We start from the raw sequence: 24575 nt of genomic DNA on the forward strand, positions 1-24575 counted from the left end.
GTTTACATCAAAACATTATAATGTTATTATGTATTTGAAAAGTTTGCACAGATGATTTATTTAAAAGAGAGGAGTGAAGTGAATGGAAAACTATTTAATAAAAAAAGCTCGTTTGACTGATGGACAAGTGGTTGACATCTTAGTACACAAAGGTGTTATTAAAGAGATCGCGGCCAATATCGAAAGCAATGAACAAATCATTTCATTCGGTAATGATTTTGTTAGTGCGGGATGGATGGATATCCATACGCATTGTTTTAATAAGTTTGAAACTTATGGAGACAAAGCGGATCTAGTTGGCTATCGCCAAGGTGTCTGTACCGTGGTAGATGCCGGAACATCAGGAAGTGATACGATCGATGAATTATACCAACAGGCATCAAAAGCGAAAACACGTGTCTATTCTTTACTTAATATAGCGTGTACCGGAATTTATGCACAAAATGAATTAGCGGATCTGAACCATTTAAAACGTCAAGAAATACTGGAGGCTTATCAGAAATATCCGGAGTTTATTATCGGGATCAAAGCTAGAATGTCAAAATCCGTATTAGGAGATTCAGGAAATCAGCCCCTACATTTTGCCAAGGAACTTCAAAAAGAACTGAATCTGCCATTGATGGTGCATATTGGCAGCGCCCCAAGCAAACTTGAGGAGATTATGGATTCATTGGATAAAGGGGATATTATTACCCATATCTTCAATCCTAAAGAAAATGGTATTAAAGACGGTAATCAAATAAAAGAATGTGTTTATAAAGCTATTGAAAAAGGAATTTATTTGGATTTAGGGCATGGCACCGACAGCTTTTCTTTCAATGTTGCCAAACTTGCTTTAGACAATGGAATCATGGCAGATACGATCAGCAGTGATATTTACTTTCGCAACCGCATCAATGGACCGGTTTACGATTTAGCGACAACAATGACTAAATTATTAGCAATAGGGTATTCATTGAACCAAGTAATTGATAAAGTCACAAATATGCCGGCAAAATTATTTAATTTAAGTCACTTCGGTAAAATCGAAGTAGGCAAAACTGCTGACTTTACTATCTTTAGATTAGAAGAAAAAGACATCGAGTTAAAAGATTCATCAGGGAAAGTGATGACTTATCACCAAAGCATCACACCGACTAACGTAATCGTGAAAAATCAACTTTATAATCTTACGGAGGATAAATAATGAACGTATTTGAAAAGTATCAAGTGAGTAAAGTCATCAATGCTTCCGGAAAAATGACTATTCTTGGCGGTTCAAAAGTCAATCAGGAAATTATTGATCAATGCAGTATGGGATATGGCAGTTTCTTTGAAATAAAGGATCTGCTAGATCAAACTGGTCGATATATCGCCAACCTATTAAAGGTTGAAAGTGCCTATATTGTGAACAGTGCTTCTGGGGGAATCGCACAGGCGGTTGCCGCTGCCATTTGTCATGATGACAATCATAAAATTATGAATCTATATGAAGCCAAAAATCAAAAAAGAGAAGTCATTATATGTAAAGGGCATAATGTGAACTATGGTACAGCAATAGAAGTCACAATGTCATTAGGAGGCGCTAAGGTGGTAGAAGCCGGCTATGCTAATGAGTGTACTTTAGACAGTGTTGAAAGCTGTATTACAGAAAATACGGTGGCAATGCTTTATGTTAAATCTCATCATTGTGTTCAAAAAGGAATGCCGGATATGAAAGCCTTTATTAAATTAGGGCATCGTTATCATTTGCCAGTCATCGTAGATGCAGCCGCAGAGGCAGATTTAGTGAAATATTACAACTATGGCAGCGATTGTGTGATTTACAGCGGAACAAAAGCTTTATGTGGGCCGACTGCCGGTTTAATAATCGGCAGACAAGATTTCATCGAGATGATTAAGCTTCAATATTGTGGAATAGGCAGAGTTATGAAAGTAGGTAAAGAAAATATTATTGGGCTGACCGCAGCAATCGAACGTTATTTAAAAACACCCCAGTTAACTATCGAAGAGCAAAAAGCACGTCTTGAACCTTTTAATCAAGAGTTAAACAGGCTTAACGGAGTAAGCGCTAAATGTGTTCAAGACGGAGCCGGAAGACCGATTGTCCGCAGTGAAATAACCTTTGAAAATATCAGTGCTTTGGAAGTAAGCAAACAATTAAAAAGCGGATCGATCCATATCTATACACGTGACTACAAAGCCAATTTAGGGCAAATTGAAATTGATATTCGAGATGTCGATGATAATGAATTAACGATGATCTATAATAAAATTAAAGAAATAATAGGAGAATAATATGAAAAAAACACCAAATTATTTAAATGATAAGATCTGTCTAAATGTACTGACCGGTTCATTAGAAAACGCCAAGGAATTATATGAAGCAACAAGGGGGCATATTTTGCTAGGATTATTGTCAAAAAATTATCCGACAAATGAAGAAGCGATCGAAGACATGCTGAAATATGCTGCCATTGTCGATAACTGCATATCAGTGGGACTAGGAGCCGGAGATCCTAATCAATCTAAAATGGTTAGTGAAATTTCACGTTACATTCAGCCACGTCATGTGAATCAGGTTTTTACCGGTGTTGCTGCCACTAGAGCCCTCTTAGGACAAAATGAAACAGTAGTCAATGGTTTAATTTCGCCAACCGGAACTGTAGGAATGGTAAAGGTCTCTACCGGACCGTTAAGTTCAACTGGAAAAGATGCAATTATTCCTGTAGATACTGCTATCTTGATGCTTAAGGATATGGGGTGTTCATCTGTTAAATTCTTCCCGATGAAAGGCTTAGCTACCCGTGACGAATTTGTGGAGGTTTGTCAGGCCTGTGCACGCAATGACTTTATGTTGGAGCCAACCGGAGGAATTGATTTAGATAACTTTGAAGAAATCTGTAGAATTGCTTTAGACAACGGTGTAAAGAAAGTAATCCCGCATGTTTACAGTTCAATTATTGATTCCGAAACTAAACTTACTCGCATAGAGGATGTTAAAGTATTATATGATATCATGCAGAAGCTGACAAAGTAGGTGGAGATATGAAAATATTAGCATTTGGTGAAGTGATGATGCGGTTGATGCCGCCGGATTATAAGATGCTAAGTCAAGGCGACGAATTAAAGTTTTTATATACAGGTACAGGCGTAAATATTTTATCAGGACTTTATCAAATGGGAGAAGAAGTCTATCTGACAACTGTCCTGCCGAATAACGCTGTCGGCAAAGCCGGTGCAGGACATCTTCGCCAGTTGGGAATCAAAGATGATTATGTAGATTATCAAGGGGATCATATCGGAATTTATTTTTTAGAAGCCGGTTATGGCAGTCGTGCCAGTCAGGTCACTTATCTAAATCGAAAAGAAAGCTCATTTGGGCAAAGTACACTGGAGAATTATGATATTGATACGATTCTCGAGGGAATGGATATTCTTCACATCTGCGGTATTTCATTAGCTTTAGGAGAGAACACTCGTCAAACTGCCCTAGCTTTTATTAAAAAAGCACATAAAAAAAGGATTAAAGTCGTATTTGACTGTAACTTCAGACCATCACTTTGGAGCAAGGCAAGTCATCAGGAGATCAAGGAAATCTACGAATTGGTTTTATGTCAAGCGGATTTTGTCTTTGCCGGCAGTAAAGATGCCCAACTGCTTTTAGACCTATCTTGCTCCGCTTCCTTCAATGAAACAGAAGCATTGACCGACTTACTAGGGCAGATGATTAAAAAATATAATCTTCAGGCTGTCTTAGGCACTAGACGAACAGAGCATTCAATTCAAGGATATATTTGTAGACAAGATCGTCTTACTTTAAGTCAGGTTTATCCCTTAACTATTTATGATCGTGTTGGTGGGGGTGATGGATTTGCTGCCGGAGCCATTTATGGCATATTGCACCACTACAACGATGATGACCTTATCAATTATGCTGCAGTTTCCGGAATGTTGGCTCATACAACCTATGGTGACAGTCCAATCACAACAAAACAGGATATTGAGGATTATCTAAAAAACGGAAGCAGTGATATTAAGCGATAGAGAACTAAAGCAATCTTTAGTTCTTTTTTATTTGATAGTTCTTAATCATTCATCAAACATCAAGTACCATCTATTTTATCCCCATCATTCTCCCCTTTTTCGCTTTTTAACTATTTCCAAATTAAAATGAACTCATTAATATAAGAGTTCATTTTTTATAGACTGTTTAACAGATCCCTGATTCTATAATTTTATAGTAGAAATTTAAAGAAGTTTATCAAGTCTCATATTATGCAAAAACAGATAAGCAGTACTCACATTTATTTCTTTGTTATTTTAACATTTGTCCCATTGGCTATGACAGTAATTAACCCTTCAATGATGATATAGTCAAAATCAATGCCAATAATAGCATTGCCGCCTTTCATCAAAGAACTGACAATCAATTCACGTGTCGCACTTTCTTTCGATTCAATCAGACGATTGCCAAAATAACTGGATTCTGTTCCTAAAAAGTTACTTGCAGAAGCACTCAAGCCACTGAATGCACCGGAACCTAAAGCAGATTGTCCGCTGATTATCCCTAGATACTCGCTGATTTCATATCCTTCAAAATTATATCCAGTGGTCAGCATATGTGTACTCATATTACTCAGATCCACATATTTTTTCTTTTCTTCAAAAATATTTCGTTCAATCTTTGCTCGTCGCTTTTGTAAATAACGAATAATGGCTGTCTTAGTTTCATCGTTAAACTGATGTTTTTCCATTTCCGTTTGAATCAGCTTAAATGTTTCATCTAATTTTTGAATATCACTTTCATTTGATTTAATCTGAAAATGTTCCAACTTCTTATAACATTCTCCGCATAATACCTGAGTCATATCTGAATCCAAATAATATTCAGGATTACGCATTCCGGTCTTTTTACCACAATTCATACAAACTGCCATTTTTTTCCTCCTAGCAAAAAAGGACATAATCGTCCTTTTGTTTTATTTTTCATCTTTAATTAAAATTAATTCTTTTGCATAAGGCAGTGTTTCAATCCAATCACAAACAGTATGCCATTCTGCCAATTTATGATGTTTTCGTGCATAGTAAATATTGATCAGTGTTTCATAGTTCATACTGCAAGTGCGCATTTGCTGATAACTGCTTGGAAGCAATTGAATCATGCTGTACCAAACTGTCTTATCTTTTGTTTCTAAATATTGCTGACGTAAGGTTTCTAAAGTATCAACAATCTGATTTAAGCAGGCTAATGTTTCTGTGTTCATATGGTCATGCGAAAAATCATCGATTGCAAAACGCTTGCTCGCTATTTTGTGCATCGTTGAAGTGGAATTGGCAACAGTTCCTACCTTGTATGTATCAAATTCTTTCCACCAATATAATGGAGCCGTAATATCAACAGAAACAAAAATCTGACGTAAATATTTACGATGATCGCTTCCGGCCTTAGCTAAGCGCATCGCTAAATTTAAATCATTGGGTCCTAATATATACTGCCCTTTTTCATCATAAGCACTATCCATACGATTCCAACTATTCATCGGGTTGCGGGCTCCACGAATAGCATTTTCAAAATTCATCACACTGCTGTTTTTGATTTCTAACATTTCATTTACTCCTTTATTAAAGCATCATACCATTTTTCAATTTTGATAGGGTCTAAACTGCTTTTAGTCAGTTCACTGCATACACAATGAATAAGATATTTCTGCATCTTGTCGCCATTTTCTCCTAATACTTGGTAAATCGTATCAATAATCTGTTTACCATCCTGATCGTTATAAGCTTCATCTTCTAAGATAAGAGCAGTTTTATCTAATAATTCTGCGGTACTTGTGAAAAGTTCAGATGTATCGCCTATCCAGTTTTTTATTGTTTGTTTATCCATGTTTTCACCTTCCACCTCTATTCTAACAAAGATAATAAAAAAAGACTATTATTTTAGCAATCTAAAAAAATAGTCACCGTATTTCTCATCATAATCAATGAGCTGAAACCCTAATGAAATAAGTAAACGCATAGAAGCCACATTCCCTTCCATGACATAGGCATCAATTTCATTCTTTTTATAATACATGAATAAATAGTCAATCATCGCACTGACCGCTTCGCGGGCAAATCCCATATGATGATAGGCGGGATGAAACGTATAGCCAATACTCACGCTTTGCGGATTATTGACATTCACGCCGATAAAAAGATCGCCAATCATTTCACCATGGTATTCGACAGCAAAGTTTCCGCAATCAAAATAGCCAGTAAAGGGATGCATTTTATTACGTCTGACTAATTCCGTTGCTTTTTCAATTGAATAGTCATCCCATGACTGGTAGCGTTTAATCTCATCGAGATGACGGTATTCAAATAAAGGATAAATATCTCTTTCTTCCAATGGTCGAATTCTCAACCGTTTGGTTTGAATAAATCCAAACAAGTGATCACCTTATTTCTTACTGATATTTTTATAAATAAACAGCATACGATCTTTCCCATTGATATCTTTTAATATTTCAAAAGGATAATCAGGGAAATAATGTTTAACTTCTTTTTCCATGTCTTCTTTTTGATCATATCCCATTTCAAAAGCTAAAACAGCTTTATCTTTTAAAATGGCTTCAACACTATTAAAGATCTGACGATAAAAATAAAGTCCGTCCTGTCCGCCAAATAAGGCAACATGGGGTTCATGGTCTTTTACTACACTTTCGATTTCCTGCTGAGAAGGAATATAAGGCGGATTAGAGACAAAGATATCCACTTTAATTCCTGCATCGATCAATGGCTGTACCATGTCACCCTGCATAAATGTAATCTTTGCACCATTGTGTTCGGCATTCTTTTTTGCCGTTTCCAATGCCTTATGAGAAATATCCGTTGCCCATACCTTTAAACGTGGTTCTTCACATTTTAAAGACACTGCAATAGCTCCACTTCCGGTCCCCACATCACATAAATTGATATGATCCAAATCTTCAAAATAATCATCAATAGCGTATAAAATATGTTCAACTAATTCTTCAGTTTCATAACGGGGAATTAAAACATCCTGGTTCACAATGAAATCCCGACCAAAAAAGTTTTCAACACCCTTGATATATTGTATGGGTCTTCCTTTTAAATATTCATTTATTCCATCTTGAAAGGAAGTTAAAACAACTTCATCGACTTCTTCATCCATCATTAAATAAAGTTCATGAGGCTCTTTATTGGCAAGATGATAGAACCATACTTTTGCTACTTGGATGTCTTTTCCTTGTTCTTCCAGTTGTTTTTCCGTTTGACGTATTAATTCCCTGACAGTCATTATTGTTCTTCTCCAGCTAATTTCAAGCGCTGATCTTCATTGACTAACGCTGTGATTAAATCATCAATGCGTCCTTCCATGATACGATCCAATTGTTGTACAGAATATCCGATGCGGTGATCTGTCACACGATTCTGCGGATAGTTGTAAGTTCTGATTTTTTCTGCACGATCTCCGGTTCCGATCTTGCTTTTTCTTTCACTGCCGATTGCTTGTTCTTGTTCTGTAATCATCTTATCGTAAATTCTTGTGATTAAAGCTTTCATCGCTTTATCTTTATTATCATGCTGGCTGCGCCCGTCCTGGCTTGAGGCAACAATTCCCGTTGGCAAGTGGGTAATACGCACTGCTGAATCGGTTTTGTTGATATGCTGACCACCGGCTCCCGAAGCACGGTAAGTATCAATACGTAAATCACCCGGATTAATATCTACATCGACTTCTTCCGCTTCCGGCATCACTAATACCGTTGCCGTTGAAGTATGAATTCTTCCTTGTGTTTCCGTCTTTGGTACACGCTGTACTCGATGAGATCCTGATTCAAATTTCAACTTTGAATAAACGCCGTCTCCTTTTACCATGAAAGAAATATTACTAAATCCTCCGGCTTCGGCTTCGGTTGCTTCCATTAAATCTATAGACCATCCTTGAGATTCTGCATATTTTGTATACATACGATAAAGGTCCCCGGCAAAAATATTTCCTTCATCTCCACCTGCTGCTCCACGAATTTCTACAATAACGTTTTTCATATCATTTGGATCTTTTGGAATTAACTCTAAGTGCAGCTTTTCTTCCACTTCTATTAATCTTTCTTCCAGTTCGGCTAATTCCATCTTAGCCATTTCTTTAATTTCCGGATCATTTTCCTTTGCAAGTTCTTTTGCTTCTTCAATGCCAGTTGTTACTTTTTTGTATTCCTGATATAAATCATAAGCATTTTGCAAGCTGGCTTGCTCTTTTGTTACTTCTGTCATTTTCTTGATGTCTTCTCCGATACTAGGATCCATCAGCATTTGATTTAACTCTTCATATCGTCTCTCCATCGATTCTAATCTATCAATCATGTTGTTCATGGTTTATACCTCCAAATCTTTAATATTATATACTATTATATATAAATAATCAAAATATAATCTACTAGAAACAAAAAAATCATGATTTTCTCATGATTAATTGACTAAATGGGGAAAGGTACTGCAGCATTGCAGTACCTTGGGGATTAGTGTAGGTGCTTATTTTGGGAGAGGGGCACCTACATTATTATTATTGTCCTTCGACATAGAATATAATACTCAATAAATATGAATTAAATATGAACTCTATAAAAATGTTTAAATAAAAATACATATCATTGTTTATACAAAAAGACAATCACTGTTACCAGAGCGATTGTCTTTTATGGGGAAATTTTGTAGGTTAATTGTTTGGGAGAGTTTTTCCTACAGTTATTATTATGTTGTCCTTTGACAAACATATAATAACAATTCTATATGAATTATTTATGAACATTTAAAGTTTTTTTAATTTAGGTTTGTCAGGCACGCTATGGCAATGGCGACAGCGTGGTTCATAGTGATCCGTAGCACCAACCAGTACAATCGGATCATCAAATGAAGCCGGTTCACCATTAATCAAACGCTGTGTTCGTGTTGCCGGTGCTCCGCATTTTGCACAGACTGCAGTTAATTTTGTTACAAATTCTGCTCTTGTTAATAACTCCGGCATAACCCCAAATGGTTCTCCTCTAAAATCTTTATCCAATCCTGCAACCATTACACGTTTTCCTTGATCCGCCAGATAATCACAGATTTCAACGATGTCTTTATCTAAAAATTGAACTTCATCAATAGCGACGACATCAATTTCCGGATCTTTACTGACATAATCTAAAATATCAACTGATTTATCCACAGCGATACAGTCAATGCGTGTCCCTGAATGAGATACGATTTGTTTTTCCGAATAACGGTTGTCAATTCTTGGTTTAAAAATCACAATCTTCTTTTTCGCATAGCTCAAGACATTTATTCTTCGGATCAATTCTTCCGTTTTACCTGCGAACATACATCCGCAAATGACTTCCAGCCAGCCTTCTCTATATTGATGATACATCCTGTTTTACCTCTAAGTTCTTAAATCTTTTGTTCCTTCGATTTGTTCTTTATAGCGATTATCAATATTACTGAAACGACTGAAATTCTTTTCAAATAATAAATCTACTTCGCCTAAAGCCCCATTTCTATGTTTAGAAATGATAATTTTAACCGGTCCGGCATTTTCAACCTGACCATCCTCAGTCTTTTGATAATCTTCACGATGCAGGAATGCTATAATATCGGCATCCTGTTCGATTGCTCCCGATTCACGCAAATCGGACATTAACGGTCGCTTATCTTCACGCTTTTCAATTGAACGCGATAACTGTGACAATGCGATCACCGGTACTTCTAATTCTCTGGCTAATGCCTTAAGCTGACGTGAGATATCCGATACTTCCTGCTGACGGCTGTCGCTTCTGCCGCTTCCGGTAATCAACTGTAGGTAGTCAATCACAATTAAGCATAAGCCATGCTCTTGTTTTAAACGACGGCACTTTGCAATGATATCATTAATTTTTATTCCGGCTCCATCATCGATATACAAATTGCACTGTGACACACGGTCAGCAGCGGCATGATAACGATTCAAGTTTGTTTTAATAATTTCACCTGTTCGGATCTGATTGCTGTCAATTCCGCCCATTGAGGAAATAGTTCTGCTGACTAATTGTTCAGCAGGCATTTCCAAAGAGAAAACAGCAACCGGCTCTTTCGATTTATAAGCAATATTGGTCGCTAGGTTTAAGGCAAACGCCGTCTTTCCGACAGAAGGACGTGCTGCCAAAATAATTAAATCTCCCTTTTGCAAACCGGAAGTAATTTTATCTAAGGCATAATAGTTTGTCTTTAGCCCTGATATTTCTCCACCCTGACTGCTTAAAAGCATTAAACGGTCAGTCACGTTCTGAACAACCTGTTTAATATTTTTAAATTCTCCTGAGTTTCGGTCACGGGTAACTGATAATAAATCCTTTTCTGTTTCTCCGACAAAGTCACCGACATCATCCACTTCACCCGTTGCTTTTTCAATTATGGAAGTAGCTTCTTTTATCAGTTTGCGTAGCATTGATTTATCTTCTAAAATCCGCATGTAGTAACGGCTGTGCGCAGTTGTCGGAACGGATTCACTTAATTCCAAAAGATATTCCACACCACCTGCTTTATCTAAGATTTGCTTATCTTTTAGATGAGCGGTCAAAGTTGTGATATCAATCGGCATATTCTTTTTATGTATATCGATCATCGTATCATAAATCATACGATGTCGATCCAAATAAAAGTCTTCCGACATTAGTGAACCGATCACTTCATAGCATACTTCCTTAGATAACAGCATGGCTCCTAGAATGGAACGCTCCGCTTCTGTATCATGAGGTAAGGTATTTGGCATTTTAACCCCTCCCTACTAATCTTGCGTCAAATGGACTTTTAATTCTGCAATGACTCCTTTATATAACTCTACTTTATATTTCGTTGTTCCCAAGCTTTGAGCCGGTTTAGCATCTAAGAATTTACGTTTATCCACTTTAATATCATGTTCGCTTTGAAGTTTTTCCACGATATGCTTAGTTGAAACCCCACCAAACACACGTCCTCCTTCTCCGGCTTTCACTTTGAAGTCTAAAGTAATCTTTTCGATCACTTCCTTCAAAGATTCTGCATTCTTTTTATTTAATGCATCCTGAAGTTTTTCTTCTTCTTTATTGGCTGCGACGATTTCTTTACCGGTTTCTGTAGCAATCACAGCTAAACCATTCTTAATCAGATAGTTTTGTCCATAGCCATCTGCAACTTTCACGATATCGCCTTTTTTTCCTAATTTTTTTACATCCTGAGTTAAAATTACTCTCATTTTATTCCCCTCTTTCTTCTAAATACTGACTGATCTGCACCTCTAATTCATTGGTAGCATCGTCTAATTTATAATCATGGAGCTGACAGGCTGCCATTGAAAAGTGTCCGCCGCCGCCAAGTGCTTCCATAATAATCTGTACATTGATATTTCTTGAAGAACGTGCTGATATAGCGACTTCTCCTTCTTCTATATAGCCTAATGTAAAGACTGCATCGATTCCGACCGTTGCCAGCAATTCATTTCCGACTTTCGCCAGCAACGCGCGACTCACATACGTATCTTCATTATTATAGGCAATTAAAATATTGTTTTGATAGCGATAAGCTGTCTGCATAATGCTGATACGTGCCATTACATCTTTAAAATCGTCTTCCAGATATTCATAGGCTGTACAAACATTTGCCCCTTGTTCTTTTAGTTTTGTTGCTGATTGGAACGTACGCACTCCAACTCGAGCTCTAAAGTTATTCGTATCAACCAGCATCCCCGCATACATGATTGTTGCCTCTTCTTCCGTCAACTTTATCGCTGATTCCTGATAATCAAACAATTCTGTAATGAGCTCAACTGTGGAAGACGAAGTAGGTTCCATATAAGTTAATACCGGTGAATCAATAAATTCTTCGCCGCGACGATGATGATCGATCACGACTACATTTTTTGTAACATCAATTACCTTGTGATCAATAGCTAATGATGGTTTATGATTATCCACTATGATAAGCAATGTAGTTGGCTTAGTGAGTTCAATCGCTCGATTCGGTGAAATCATCACGCCTTGATAGGCTTCCTGCTGTTTCATTTCGGTCACTACTCGCCCGGTTTTATCTTCCAATGAATTGCCATCTATAATAATATTTGCTGGAATACCATAAGACTGTACAATCTTATACATACCTAGAGATCCGCCAAAGGAATCCAAATCGGATTGCTTATGTCCCATAATCATAACATTACTGCTTGATTTAATTAAACTACGCAAGGTTTTAGCAATAACACGTGCTCTTACTTTATTATTCTTGGATGAAGCTTCACTATTTCCGCCAAAGAAGCGGATCTGTTCATCCATTGACTTAATAACTACTTGATCGCCACCACGTGAAAAAGCAAGATTCAAAGCAGAGCCTGACATTTCTTCCAATTCTTTTAAGGAATCATACTTTCTTGCTATCCCCATACTTAATGTCAATACTACGCCTAGTTTGTCGGCTTCTTCTTTAATTAATTCCAAAATATCAAATTTATTATGCACTAATGAATCATAAATTTGTTCATTAAATACTAAAATATAGCCGTCTGATTTAAAACGACGCAATACAATGCCATAATCACTTGCCCATTTAGATATATCGTTACGGACTGCGGATTGGATCATTGCCATTTTTTGTTCATCCACACTTGCAATCGTATCATCATAATTATCAATGGATAAATATCCAAAGACTGCTCGCTCATTATGATAAGATTCACTTAATTCATTAAAATCTGTTACATCACGCAAATAGAGGACACGCGAACTGGCATTATTGAAAACTTCAAAACGACGCTTGTTTGCCTCGATCATTTTCACAGATTCTTCTTCAAACAGGATTTCTAATCCCGGCTGCCACTCTAATAATTTCTGTCCAACTAAGTCCATGCCTAATTCTTTTAAAAGTTCACTCGTCCACATAATATTGCGATTCTCATCATACATGATTAAACCAATTCCACCAAAGATACAGGCATTTCCAACATCTTCACCTAAAACCGTTGAAATATCCACCTGTTCCTGATCAAATTGCCGACACAGTAAATACAAGAGCGCAATCATAATGCTGTTTTTGACAAAGATATATAAACTTAAGGCTAATATGAAACTGGATGTCGTTAAAGCACTTATAGAAACCACAATAATAAACTCAACTAATAAGATAAACATCACAGCGTTTCTATACTTAAATAATGTTTTTGACAATTCAATCACCACCTTTTACTGCTTATGTTTATTATACAGTAATTTTTTCTTTATACCAATCATTATGTCAATAAAACCTAGGATTCCATAGATATACCAGACATAAGGAATGATCACTAAAAGCATTGACAAGAAGTAAAAAACAATCTTTTTATTAAGAGTAAAATAGAGCCCAACAAGAGATGCGCCCTGAACAATCAGGATTGTTTTTAAAATAACATCTAAATAATGAAGAAGTAAGCCTCCCTCGATAAAATAATTCAGTCCTATAATAAGAAGACTTATGATACCAAAGCCTTTGGGAAATTGCATCAATAAGAAATTAAAACGGAATGAAAACGGCACTTTCAGCCTTGGTAAAATGAGCATCATCAAAAGGATCATGACATAGGCTTCAATAATCCCCATAAAGAAGATGACTAATGGAACAAATTGTAAGAATATATCAAGAGCAATCATACTGCCTGATGGCATAAAGCCTTCTACCATATGGTAAATTGAGGTTGCTTCACTGATCAAGTCCATTTCAAACAGCTTTGAAAACAGTGTATACATTAATATATTAGAGAGCAAAGTTATGGTGGTTGTCACTAAAAACAAAGTCGTAGCATTGACTTTCTTTTTTACACAATACCCAATTACAATTCCCGCTAACAATGCCGATATTGCATAATAAAGACTAAGCGGCGATGCAACAAATAGCGTAATAAAGAAAATCGCTATACTTAGTGTCAGTGAATCTTTCAGTTCATATTTATATCCATACCAAACAATTAAGGTTGGCAGTATAAAATATAAATAATAGCCAAACAATCCTCCGCTGTACATATCAATTAAAAAGAGGGTTCCAAAAATAGCGGAAATAGCCGCTCCTTCTACGATTTTTCTTGTTTTTTTCTGTCTCATTTTCTCACCCGATTTACATATTTTAAATATTTATTGTCTATCTATTGTTTTTCATATCATTTTAATATAATTATAGCCTTTTGACCACTGTTTTTTATCACAATTTGTAATTAGTAGCGTAATATCTTTAGTATTTTATTCTCTGCCAATTTATGATTTACTTAAACTAAGTAAAATTTTAAAAGAAATTCAAAAATAAAAAAACTCCTGTTTCTACAAGAGTTAAGTGTACACAGAGTTATTTGAACTTGTATAATGGCCTATTTGATATTGCTTGTATCCGATTTAAAATATATTTACCTAATACACTGCCCGCATGATCGTTTAATAAACAAAAACGACAATAAATGTATATACAATTAAAGTAACAATCATGAATAATGATATAAAAGCGGCTTGAAAGTCTGCATCTTCTTCTGATTTATTTAGAGGTGATACAAGCATTGGTATCGCAAATCCGGTCGGACACATAAAATAAATAAGGACTGCGATTCTATAGATTTTATCTGCCATTAAGTGTGGGAAGAAAATAAAGAATCCGATAATCACGCAGATGTAAAATAAGACTCTAACCGTTAATAGTTTTATGAGTGAGCCTAATGTTTCCCTGCTAATTTTTAAATTATAACCAATAATAAACAGAATCATTCCGACAATCGGTCCCGTTGCCTGCAAAATCGTATTGGTATAAATATCGATCAACGGTGTTGTACTTAAATAGGCATAAGCTCCTGTAAAGTTCAGTATTAAGGCAAGACTGACGGCGATGACAAATGAGTTTGTGAAAATAGTTTTCATCAGTTCTTTTGCACTTGTTTTTCCTGCTGTCGATTTGGCTACCATGATCGGAATAACCACAAACGCTATAAAAGTCCCTGCAATATCAAAAATTACAGTATTGCTGGCAAAACTCAAACCAACAATAGAAGTATATAATGGTAAAGCGACATTTCCTCCTTCACAAGTAGTTAGCAGATAAGGTGAAATATGTGCCACCTTTTTGCCGGTAAAGCGACTTAAAACTTTCCCCATTATAATGGCTAAGCTAAAAGCGATAAATACATATAGAATAATCCATATTGCGGAAGTTTCTATTTTCGCTGTAAACAGAACATTAAAAATCATAATAGGAAATAAAATATTAAAAACAATGTTATTGGCGCCATCCTTTTGTTCGGGTGTAATCCATTTTTTTATTCTTGCTAGTAAACCTAGTCCAATCATAAAAAAGACGGGAAATAACGTTGATAATGCTGTCATATTAATTTCTCCTCTCTTATCGGTATCATTATACATAGTTATGTTTTCTATATCAAATACCTACATTTTATGTCTGTTTATACTTAATAGGCATAGTTGAAATGCAGTCACTGAGAGAAAATACATTGTTAAGTTATAATAGACTAAGCAAAATAGTACCAACAAAAAAACTATAATATTTCTATACAAATTCTTGCTGCTTAGAAAATTATAGTTTGGTTATACACTAAAAAAGAAAAACCTCAGATTAAAATCCAAGGTTTAAACACTTAATTATTCGCCAACGTATGGTAATAAAGCCATTTGTCTAGCTCTTTTGATAGCAGTTGCTAACATTCTTTGATATTTAGCACTTGTACCAGTTACACGTCTTGGGATAATTTTTCCATTAGCTGAAATAAATCTTTTTAATAATTCTACATCTTTATAATCAATTTCAGTAATTTTATTTTTTGTGAAATAACAAATTTTCTTTCTACCCATTCTTTGTTTTCTGTAAGCCATGTTTACACATCCTTCCTAATTAAAATTGTATGTCATCATCCATAATGTCGAATGCATTGCTGACATTGTCAAAATCATTGCTAAAATCATTTGACTCAACATTATAGAATGATTGATTTGATGTATCGATCTGTGGTTGCGCTTTTTCACGAGCCGCCTTTGTTTCTAAGAACTGAACAGAATCACACACGACCTCAACAACAGTACGCTTTGTACCATCCTGAGCATCATATTGACGTGATTGAATTCTTCCTTCTACCCCTACTAAAGAACCTTTTGAACAATAACGTTCAACATTTTCCGCTGCTTTATTCCAAACGACACAGTTAATAAAATCTGTCTGACGTTCTCCATTAGCACTTGAAAAATTACGGTTAATTGCAAGTGAGAAGCTTGTTACAGCTGCTCCTGAAGGCGTTCTTCTAAGTTCAGGGTCTCTTGTCATACGCCCCACCAATACTACACGATTTATCATATCTCTACCTCTTATTTACGAATGATCATATGACGTAAAATGTTGGCATTGATTCTTGATAAACGATCTAACTCAGCAACATCTGCAGCTGAAGTAGTTGTATCAACAATGACATAGTAACCTCTTGTGAAGTCTTTGATTTCATACGCTAATTCACGTACTCCCCATTCGTTCACATTGTCAACAGTTCCATTATTAGCAGTTAAAATGTTTTTCACATTTTCTAATAATGCAGCTCTTGTATCGTCTTCTAAATTAGGACGAAGGATAAACATAATTTCGTATTTATTCATTTCTTGTGCACCTCCCTATGGTCTATTGGCTTATACTTAATATATAAGCAGGCAGTAAATTATTTTTACATGCTTTATCATTTTAGCATACCCTTAGACCTTTGTAAACAAAAATTACTATGAATCTTCCAACATTTTTCGTTATTTATAAAACATGGCTTGACTGCTGCTACCTATCTTTCTATACACTTTATTTTGACAAATTCCTTAAAGATCTTCTGGTGTTGTTATTTTGATATTGCCATAATCCCCTTCAACTATCTTTACTTTTACATCTGACATCATCTCAACTAATGAAGCGTCGTCTGTTCCTAAGACACGCTGTTTTTTTGCTAAACGGTAGGCTTCTTTGATGAGTTCTGTTTTAAATGCCTGAGGAGTTTGTGCATGCATGAGACTTGTACGATTTGGTGTTTCTTTCACAAAACCGTCCTCATCCACAATTTTAATTGTATCTTTTGCCGGTACCATCAATAAGCAAGCCTCATATTGTTCCAAAGCTGTTAATAGTCGCTTAATACAGTCTTTTGTTAAATAAGGGCGGGCACCATCATGAATCATCACATAATCCGATTTAACCCGCAATAATCCCTGATATACGCTGTCCTGTCTTTCTTCTCCGCCTAAACACCATTCTACTTTTTCTGTAGAATCAAATAAATCTATAAATTCTTTTTGATCTTGCGGGCTAATCACTAAAATGATTTGTACACAATACTCATCTGAGGTAAAAATACCAACAGTTTTTTCGATGATAGTCTTTTGTCCATCCATTTTGTAAAGAAGCTTATTATAGCCTAAGCCCATTCTTTTTCCCATACCTGCGCATGGTATCACTACACTATAGTTCATAAAAATCACCCATGTGTATTATATCACACATGGGTGTTGTTTAATATCTGCTTATACATATATTGTTTCACAGCTCGCTTTATTGCCCTTGCTCCATACTTTTGAATATCCTCTTTAGGTAGCAGTTCATTTAATTTGTTGCTTTCATATTGGATATCCATATTTAATTGCTTATTGTAAGTTTCAATCTGCATATCTGCAATCTGTCGAGCTGCTGCTTCACTGATTGGATCAAAATAAATAACTTGATCAATGCGATTCAGCCATTCTTTTGGGAAAACAGAATCAATAATGTTATTCTTTTTCTTATCCTTTTTAAATCCAATAGAATCTTTCAAAGCGTCACAGCCGGCATTTGAAGTCATAATAATAATACATTCTTTAAAATCAATGGTTTTTCCACGTTGATCTTTTAAAACGCCTTCATCAAAAACAGATAAGAAAAGATTTAATACATCACGATGCGCTTTTTCAATTTCATCTAACAGGATCACACTTCGTGGATGGCTGCTCATATGCTTTACTAGCAATGACTGCTCATCATATCCGATATATCCGGGACTTGCTCCGATAATTTTACTTACACTGCTGGACTCTTTGTATTCCGACATATCTAATTTGATAAAATGATGTTCATCGTCTAAATAATACTTTGCCAACAGCTTTGCAATCTCTGTCTTACCCACACCGGTAGGTCCCACAAATAAAGAAACCCATTTAGGCTGACCATCTTCATATAATCCACTTTCGACTAAAGAGAGTTGCTGAATAATTGTTTCAATTGCTTCGTCCTGCCCTTTAATATACTTTAGCAGCTGCCCTTTTAAATACTGCAATCGATTGCTGTGGGCTTTCATATTGGTCAGTTCTTCAACCATTTTATCCACATCATGCTTATCGATACTGTCACTTTTATTCATCTTCGCTCTTACTAAAATTAAATCCAAAAGATCTATAGCACTATCTGGCATGAAACGATTATGAAAATGACGTGAGGCATTTTCAACTAGATAAGGAATCAAACTGTCCTCTAACTTCACCTGATGAAATTTTTCAAAGGATTCTTTTAATCCCTCAATAATCGCAGTTGTTTCAGAAAGTGTTGTTGGATCTAAATGAACATACTGGAAACGGCGGTTTAATGCCTCATCCTTTTCAAAATACTTGTAGTACTCATCTTGTGTAGTAGCCCCGATACAGGTAAACTGCCTTCTTGCGATATAAGGCTTGATAATATTTGAAGCATCAATCGCTCCTTCTGCACCACCGGCACCTATAATATTATGAATTTCATCGATAAAAATAATGCAATGAGGATCATTGCATACTTTACGTATGATCTTCTTAAACTTTTCTTCAAATTCACCACGATATTTTGTTCCTGCTACAACACTGACAAGATCTAATTCGTAGAGCGTACATTCTTTTAAGGCTTCGGGTACATTTCCATTATTGATTTCAATAGCCAATTTCTCTACTAAAGCTGTCTTTCCAACCCCCGCTTTTCCAACAATGATTGCATTATTCTTTTCTTTACGACTAAGGACTTCTATTAACTGATGAAGCTCTTTATCCCGACCGATGACAATAGTATTTTGAGCTTTTACTCGTTTATTGATATTGATTAATTCATTAATTTGATCAAGCTCATTTTCTGTCTTTGTCATTTCTTCTAATTCCTCTTTTACTTCTTCAATATCGACATCATACTTTTTCAGCAATTCTATTGCCACACTGTCTTCTACGCTTAAAAGCCCCAAGCATAGACATTCCACGCTTACCTTTTTTTCACCGCGTTGGTGTGATTCTTTAATCGCCTTATCTAAGATAACACGAACAATATTTGTATATTCCATATAAAAGGGCTGCATGTCATTGGTTCCAAACAAGCGAATGATGTCATCCTGCAGTTTCTGCTCCGTAATCTGATACTTTTCCAGTAAGGGATACATTGCATTATCTTTCATTTTCATAATCGATAATAGCAGATGCTCGCTGCCTACGTTTGCATGTCCCAAATCAAACGCAACACTTTCAGCTATCACAATGATCTTTTGTGCTTTTTCACTAAACTTAGTTAACATAGTACACCTACTTTCTCTTTCTATTGTATGAAATTACTTTTAAATTATTAACCTTTTATCCCTGCTTTAAACAACACACAAAAGTTTATTCAAAGCTCTTTATTTTATACGTGACTATGCTACAATTAATGACAAGGAGATGTTTATATGAAACATTTAGAAACAAAACGATTAGTGCTGAGAGATTGGCAGCAAAATGATTTACAAGATTTTTTTGCCTATGCCTCGAAGCCTAACATAGGTCCAGCTGCTGGATGGCCGGCGCATACCTGTATCGCAACCACACAACAAATTTTAGACAGTTTTATTAAAAGTCAAGAAGTTTGGGCGATTACAGATAAACAGTCTCATCGTGTTATCGGTTCTTTCGGACTGCATCTTGATAAACATCGTAATAATCCTAACTGCCGAATGATCGGCTATGTTTTAGATGATTCCTACTGGGGTAAAGGACTGATGAAAGAAGCTGTGGAGGCTGTACTTGATTATGCTTTTAATGATTTATCATTAGACCTTATTTCCGTTTATCACTATCCGTTTAACCAGCAGTCCAAAAGAGTTATTGAGAAGTGTGGTTTTACTTATGAAGGAACCCTGCGCCGTGCCCTTGTTCATTTTGATAAAGGAGTCATTGATAGTTGCTGCTACTCCATGACAAAAGAAGAATTTAACCAGCAAAAAAGATCTTAGAAGTTTGAGGCAACCCCAAATAGTTAGACTAAAAATCTAACTGATTGGATGTAGCTCCTATTCCCAAGATCCTTTTTTATTATTTTATCATCACAAATTGGAATGGCTTCAATTCTCCTAATTGATATTCCGTATAATTGTTCAATAATACGCTTCCCTTAATCTCCCTGATTTTAAGTATGTTTGGACTAAAATTGCATAGACAGCTGATCTTTCCTTCTGCACTCTCACGTGAATAGGCAATGACATCATCGGGCATTTCTAATATTTCTTCAAAGTCACCTTCCACTAAGATTGATTCTGCTTTACGAAGTGCAATCATCTTTTTATAAAATTGAAAAACAGAAGGTTCATTGTTTAGTTGTTTGGCTACATTAATTTCTTTATAGTTATCCATCATTTTAATCCATGGTTTTACGTCTGAAAATCCGGCATACTCGCTGTCATCCCAATGCATTGGCGTACGTGTATTGTCACGACTTCTTAAATTCACAAAATGCAGTGCTTCTTCTTTACTGTATCCCTCTTCTATCGCTCTTTGATATTGTCCTATACTGCCGATGTCATTGAATTCATCAATACTTTGACGAGTAAAGTTAACCATGCCTATTTCCTGTCCCTGATAGATAAAAGGTGTTCCTCTTAAATTAAAGAACATTCCTGCCAGCATGGTTTTTGAATAATAATTTCGATCTTCTTCATTAACAATCAGCTTATCGATTGAACGTGGCTGATCATGATTTTCTAAGAAGCTTGCAACCCAGCCAATTTTTTGAATTTCTCTTTGACCTGTAAATAATAATTCCCGATATTCTTTAGGAGTCCATGTTTTTCTTTTAAACCATTCTTCGTCTTCACCAATATCAAAATTTGAGTAATTGAAATCAAACATCATTGAAAAGCAGCCTTGCTCACCAATAAAAATACCTAAATCAGGATAGTTGACTCCTACTGCTTCAGCTACTGTCATACAATTATGTTTTGCAAAAGTTTCTCTTTTCATTTCTTCAAAGAATTTTTCAATTCCCGGCTGGTTTCTTGAAAAAGCAAAGCATGCAGATAAGCCATCCGTACCATCAACCGGTCCATCTTGATAACACTGATCCTTTTTAATAAAGTTAATCGCATCCACTCTAAATCCTGCGATTCCTTTTTCCAGCCACCAATTAATCATCTTATATAAATCCTGACGCATTTGTGGATTTTCCCAGTTCAAATCCGGTTGACGCTGCGAAAAAGCATGAAAATAATAATCGTTTGTGCCTTCCACTTTTTTCCAGACTGATCCGCCAAATACACTGCGCCAGTTCGTTGGCTCTTTATTGTCCTTTGCTGATTTAAAGATATAGTAATCACGATAAGGGCTATCCGGATTCGCAATAGCTTCTTTAAACCAAGGATGTTCGTCTGATGTATGATTAATTACCAAATCCATAATAATTTTAATATTTTTCTTTTTTGCTTCTTGAATTAATTCTTCTAAATCCTGCATTGTCCCAAATTCCGGGTTAATGTCATAATAATCAGAAATATCATAACCATTATCATCCATTGGTGACTTATAAATGGGACACAGCCACAGCAATGTTACCCCTAAATTTTCTAAATAATCCAATTTTTCTGTAATTCCTTTAATATCACCTACTCCATCATGATTTGTATCTTTAAAACTTCTTGGATAAATCTGATAAGCAATTTCATTTTTCCACCATTCATTCATAAGTTACCCTCCATATATAGGTATATTATACAAAATTGAAGTCATAATTTGTGGTTCTTTTTTGATTTTATAACAGCACATTTTTGACAAAAAAAACATGCCTGGACATGTTTAATATAAAGCATTATATGATGGATAAATGGCAATCAGTGCATCTGACTGCAATCGCTGCATTACACTGGCAAGGACACTTTCTGGTATTGCCACACATCCGTATGTATAAATTCCAATATCACAGTGAATAAAGATAGCTGACCCTACTCCAGGGGTACAATTTGGATTATAGTTAATATTTACACAGTAATTATAATATCCCGGAAATTCAACAATATGCTCCGCACTGTTCCAATCAGGAGTGATTTGTGAGATATCTACAAATTGGTTATAGTATTTTGAGTTTACATCATCAACCCAATAATGATTGCTGTTCGCCTGAGTATATCCATATGTTGCACCCGGATTTCCATTCAAACCAAAATTCATTCCTAGACTAAAAACGCCATTGGGTGTTGTTTTTGACCATTCTGTTGTTGGACCAATACCATTTACCCCTACACGTGCATTGCATTGAAGAACCTCAACCCAAATTCCATTACGTTTTTCATGTAAAGCAAAATCAGCATATGATCCTCCGGTTCCAACAACGGTAAGCAATTGTGTTGTATTATTTGAAGCACTAAGACTTGCAGCTAAAGACTGCTGAACATCTTGGGGTGATGTTTGGTTTTCAGCATTTGATGCTGAACTTGCATTTGAATTGCTTGCTGTAGTATTGTTTCCTAACTCTAGCGTGTTAGAGGACGTTGTTTCTTGTTCATCTGTTTTCTTTTCGATCACTGTTACATTTACTGTCTTTTGTGTTTCATTTCCGGCAGCATCTCTTACAGATACAATCATCGAATAATCCCCAGGTTCATCTTTATTAATAAGAGAAAGATCATATTTTATTTCCTCTAATTCATTTAAATCTTTTGCTGTAAATAAATTCTCTGTCGCTAACTCTTCTCCCTGTGTCAGTTCTAGTTGATCCGGTCCATCTAATTCCGGCTTGATGGTATCTTCAATCACAATCTTAAAAGATAGTTCTTCTTTGTTATAAAGAATTTTTGCAGAATATTCTCCAGTTTTAACAAAAGATAATTCATCTTTCACCATTTTAGATTGATCTGGAATATCTATAACCAATTCCATTTTTTCCAGTTCATCTTGAGTTAAATCTTCTGTATCTAAATAATCTTTTAAATCTGTACTTAACGTATTCCCTAGTTCCGCTTTAAATATATCCTGCTTTAACTTTAATTCTTTTTTCTGACTGCACCCTGCTATTGCAATAATCAATCCAATAGCGATCCATATTTTACACATCTTTTGCATCTTATCCCCCCCTCACACTCCCATTATAACAATTCCCACATACAAAAACCAACTACTTTCTTAGAAAGGAAAAGAATGAGTTGCCCCATTCTTAACTAGCTAAAACCTTTATAACACCACATGCAATCTTCTTGCCTGCATTTCCCGCTGGCTGGCTGGTAAAATCATCCACCTTTTCATGAACGATGATCGTTCGATTAACAATTTGATCCGGAGAAAACTTATCCGTATATACGCACATCCAAGCGTATCCTTGATTTGAAAACAAAGGTGGTAAATCTCCAGTATGATAAGGGTGCGGACAATCATTTAAGGAAAAATGACTGCCTGCATTTTTATAAGGATCTTCTTTATCTCCGGTACAGCTATCGCCAGTATGAATGTGTAAAGCATGGATACCTTGATTGCAGCTTGTCTGCGGGAGTCCGGATACCTCAACCATGACCAAAGAGCCGTCAAGATATTTATATGCTGTCATCATGCCGGTAATCCCATTTCCTGAAATAGAAGCATAAACCTGTGGTGTATCATAATATAAAACTTTTAAAATATCAAAAGAGTTCAAAGCATTTCCCCCTTGTATACTATATGTTTGTTGCTTTGATTTTGTGCCTGTCTTTACCCACAGTATTTACATAATAAACTATTTAGCAGTTCGACATGATGCTGCTCATCTAAAATGATTCTTTCCAACATCTTTACTATATTTTCATCACAGATAATAGCTGCCTGCTGCTGATATTTTTTTATTGCATCTTCTTCCCCTTGAATAGCATATTTTAATAAACAGCTTAATTCTTTTGGATAAGCATGAAATTGCGGTGACCAGTATTCAAAGTTTCCTTGATCACATGACCACCAGCGGGGATCAACACCTTCCAACAGACAAAATTGACTAAAAATATCTAAATGATGCATTTCGACAATACTGATTGCGTGAAATGTATCTGATATTTCTTTAAATCCGGGTCTTGTAATAATTTTATTATACGTGTACAAACTCACTGCATTTACTTCGGAATTACTGCTACCTATATTTGACAAAAGCATATAACCATATTCAGGATAAACACCATTGATCTGAATTGGCGGATAGGGTAAATCAACTTTATAATTGCTCATCTCAGCACCTCCATTATAAATATACGGCGGCTTTGCACATTTATGTAAAGAAAACAAAAAAGTGGTTTTCACCACTCACATATTTTATTATATCAT

The 24575-nt window shown here is 35.7% G+C and carries 26 protein-coding genes; 5 read left to right on the forward strand and 21 right to left on the reverse strand.

The features are described 5' to 3' along the window. Positions 1-82: 82 nt before the first annotated feature. From ACLRVU_RS11805 to ACLRVU_RS11820, 4 genes are read left to right on the forward strand one after another with little or no spacing between them, the layout of a single operon-like run. Positions 83-1186, forward strand: a complete 1104-nt coding sequence (locus ACLRVU_RS11805; RefSeq protein WP_412892013.1) for an amidohydrolase/deacetylase family metallohydrolase — start codon at positions 83-85, stop codon at positions 1184-1186. Then, positions 1186-2277: a DgaE family pyridoxal phosphate-dependent ammonia lyase gene (locus ACLRVU_RS11810; protein WP_412892014.1), complete on the forward strand. Its 1092-nt coding sequence runs from the start codon at positions 1186-1188 to the stop codon at positions 2275-2277. The genes ACLRVU_RS11805 and ACLRVU_RS11810 overlap by 1 nt, the downstream gene beginning before the upstream one ends. A 1-nt stretch (position 2278) precedes the next feature. Then, a complete protein-coding gene (dagF, locus tag ACLRVU_RS11815; RefSeq protein ID WP_412892015.1) occupies positions 2279-3019 on the forward strand; it encodes a 2-dehydro-3-deoxy-phosphogluconate aldolase in 741 nt (246 codons plus the stop codon). Between the two features lie 8 nt (positions 3020-3027). Continuing rightward, positions 3028-4026, forward strand: coding sequence for a sugar kinase (locus tag ACLRVU_RS11820; RefSeq protein WP_412892016.1), 999 nt, complete (start codon positions 3028-3030; stop codon positions 4024-4026). Positions 4027-4286: 260 nt separating this feature from the next. Here ACLRVU_RS11820 and ACLRVU_RS11825 read toward each other — a convergent pair whose 3' ends face one another. The 17 genes from ACLRVU_RS11825 to ACLRVU_RS11905 all read right to left on the reverse strand — a co-directional run bounded on the left by ACLRVU_RS11825 (position 4287) and on the right by ACLRVU_RS11905 (position 19573). Then, positions 4287-4919 (reverse strand): heavy metal-binding domain-containing protein, encoded by a 633-nt coding sequence (locus tag ACLRVU_RS11825; RefSeq protein ID WP_412892017.1) that lies wholly within the window; start codon positions 4917-4919, stop codon positions 4287-4289. 42 nt (positions 4920-4961) lie between these two features. Further along, positions 4962-5588: a hypothetical protein gene (locus ACLRVU_RS11830; protein WP_412892018.1), complete on the reverse strand. Its 627-nt coding sequence runs from the start codon at positions 5586-5588 to the stop codon at positions 4962-4964. Between the two features lie 5 nt (positions 5589-5593). Further along, positions 5594-5869, reverse strand: coding sequence for a hypothetical protein (locus ACLRVU_RS11835; protein WP_412892019.1), 276 nt, complete (start codon positions 5867-5869; stop codon positions 5594-5596). 48 nt (positions 5870-5917) lie between these two features. After that, a complete protein-coding gene (locus tag ACLRVU_RS11840; RefSeq protein ID WP_147551211.1) occupies positions 5918-6415 on the reverse strand; it encodes a GNAT family N-acetyltransferase in 498 nt (165 codons plus the stop codon). A 9-nt stretch (positions 6416-6424) separates the two neighbouring features. Next, a complete protein-coding gene (prmC, locus tag ACLRVU_RS11845) occupies positions 6425-7288 on the reverse strand; it encodes a peptide chain release factor N(5)-glutamine methyltransferase (RefSeq protein ID WP_412892032.1) in 864 nt (287 codons plus the stop codon). Then, positions 7285-8361 carry a peptide chain release factor 1 gene (gene prfA, locus ACLRVU_RS11850; RefSeq protein WP_412892020.1) on the reverse strand — a complete coding sequence of 359 codons (1077 nt, stop codon included), beginning with the start codon at positions 8359-8361 and terminating at the stop codon, positions 7285-7287. The genes prmC and prfA overlap by 4 nt, the downstream gene beginning before the upstream one ends. Before the next feature lie 436 nt (positions 8362-8797). Beyond that, on the reverse strand, positions 8798-9400 hold the full coding sequence (locus ACLRVU_RS11855) for a thymidine kinase (RefSeq protein WP_147551205.1): 603 nt from the start codon (positions 9398-9400) through the stop codon (positions 8798-8800). A gap of 12 nt (positions 9401-9412) precedes the next feature. Further along, on the reverse strand, positions 9413-10777 hold the full coding sequence (dnaB, locus tag ACLRVU_RS11860) for a replicative DNA helicase (protein ID WP_412892021.1): 1365 nt from the start codon (positions 10775-10777) through the stop codon (positions 9413-9415). 15 nt (positions 10778-10792) lie between these two features. Next, positions 10793-11239 carry a 50S ribosomal protein L9 gene (gene rplI, locus ACLRVU_RS11865; protein WP_147551201.1) on the reverse strand — a complete coding sequence of 149 codons (447 nt, stop codon included), beginning with the start codon at positions 11237-11239 and terminating at the stop codon, positions 10793-10795. Between the two features lies 1 nt (position 11240). After that, complete coding sequence (locus ACLRVU_RS11870) at positions 11241-13208, reverse strand: DHH family phosphoesterase (protein WP_412892033.1); 1968 nt, start codon at positions 13206-13208, stop codon at positions 11241-11243. A gap of 6 nt (positions 13209-13214) precedes the next feature. Beyond that, positions 13215-14105: a DUF2232 domain-containing protein gene (locus ACLRVU_RS11875; protein ID WP_147551197.1), complete on the reverse strand. Its 891-nt coding sequence runs from the start codon at positions 14103-14105 to the stop codon at positions 13215-13217. 324 nt (positions 14106-14429) lie between these two features. Continuing rightward, positions 14430-15365 carry an AEC family transporter gene (locus tag ACLRVU_RS11880; protein WP_412892022.1) on the reverse strand — a complete coding sequence of 312 codons (936 nt, stop codon included), beginning with the start codon at positions 15363-15365 and terminating at the stop codon, positions 14430-14432. A 273-nt stretch (positions 15366-15638) separates the two neighbouring features. Then, a complete protein-coding gene (gene rpsR, locus ACLRVU_RS11885) occupies positions 15639-15869 on the reverse strand; it encodes a 30S ribosomal protein S18 (RefSeq protein WP_041138006.1) in 231 nt (76 codons plus the stop codon). Positions 15870-15888: 19 nt separating this feature from the next. Beyond that, positions 15889-16344, reverse strand: coding sequence for a single-stranded DNA-binding protein (ssb, locus tag ACLRVU_RS11890; RefSeq protein WP_041138007.1), 456 nt, complete (start codon positions 16342-16344; stop codon positions 15889-15891). Positions 16345-16355: 11 nt separating this feature from the next. After that, entirely contained in the window at positions 16356-16637 is a 282-nt protein-coding gene (gene rpsF / locus ACLRVU_RS11895; protein ID WP_041138008.1) for a 30S ribosomal protein S6, read from the reverse strand. Between the two features lie 207 nt (positions 16638-16844). Beyond that, a complete protein-coding gene (ispD, locus tag ACLRVU_RS11900; protein ID WP_412892023.1) occupies positions 16845-17489 on the reverse strand; it encodes a 2-C-methyl-D-erythritol 4-phosphate cytidylyltransferase in 645 nt (214 codons plus the stop codon). A 23-nt stretch (positions 17490-17512) separates the two neighbouring features. Next, complete coding sequence (locus tag ACLRVU_RS11905) at positions 17513-19573, reverse strand: AAA family ATPase (RefSeq protein ID WP_412892024.1); 2061 nt, start codon at positions 19571-19573, stop codon at positions 17513-17515. A gap of 147 nt (positions 19574-19720) precedes the next feature. Here ACLRVU_RS11905 and ACLRVU_RS11910 point away from each other — a divergent pair, with 147 nt between their 5' ends. After that, positions 19721-20263 (forward strand): GNAT family N-acetyltransferase, encoded by a 543-nt coding sequence (locus tag ACLRVU_RS11910; RefSeq protein ID WP_412892025.1) that lies wholly within the window; start codon positions 19721-19723, stop codon positions 20261-20263. A 79-nt stretch (positions 20264-20342) separates the two neighbouring features. Here ACLRVU_RS11910 and ACLRVU_RS11915 read toward each other — a convergent pair whose 3' ends face one another. The 4 genes from ACLRVU_RS11915 to ACLRVU_RS11930 form a co-directional block, all read right to left on the reverse strand. Continuing rightward, a complete protein-coding gene (locus ACLRVU_RS11915; protein ID WP_412892026.1) occupies positions 20343-21983 on the reverse strand; it encodes an alpha-glucosidase in 1641 nt (546 codons plus the stop codon). Between the two features lie 111 nt (positions 21984-22094). After that, positions 22095-23357, reverse strand: a complete 1263-nt coding sequence (locus ACLRVU_RS11920) for a hypothetical protein (RefSeq protein ID WP_412892027.1) — start codon at positions 23355-23357, stop codon at positions 22095-22097. 91 nt (positions 23358-23448) lie between these two features. Further along, complete coding sequence (locus ACLRVU_RS11925) at positions 23449-23922, reverse strand: superoxide dismutase family protein (protein ID WP_412892028.1); 474 nt, start codon at positions 23920-23922, stop codon at positions 23449-23451. A gap of 53 nt (positions 23923-23975) precedes the next feature. After that, positions 23976-24479 carry a ferritin-like domain-containing protein gene (locus tag ACLRVU_RS11930; RefSeq protein ID WP_412892029.1) on the reverse strand — a complete coding sequence of 168 codons (504 nt, stop codon included), beginning with the start codon at positions 24477-24479 and terminating at the stop codon, positions 23976-23978. Positions 24480-24575: the final 96 nt, after the last annotated feature.

The sequence above is a fragment of the Beduini sp. genome, from assembly GCF_047239305.1.
GTDB lineage: Bacteria > Bacillota_I > Bacilli_A > Erysipelotrichales > Coprobacillaceae > Beduini.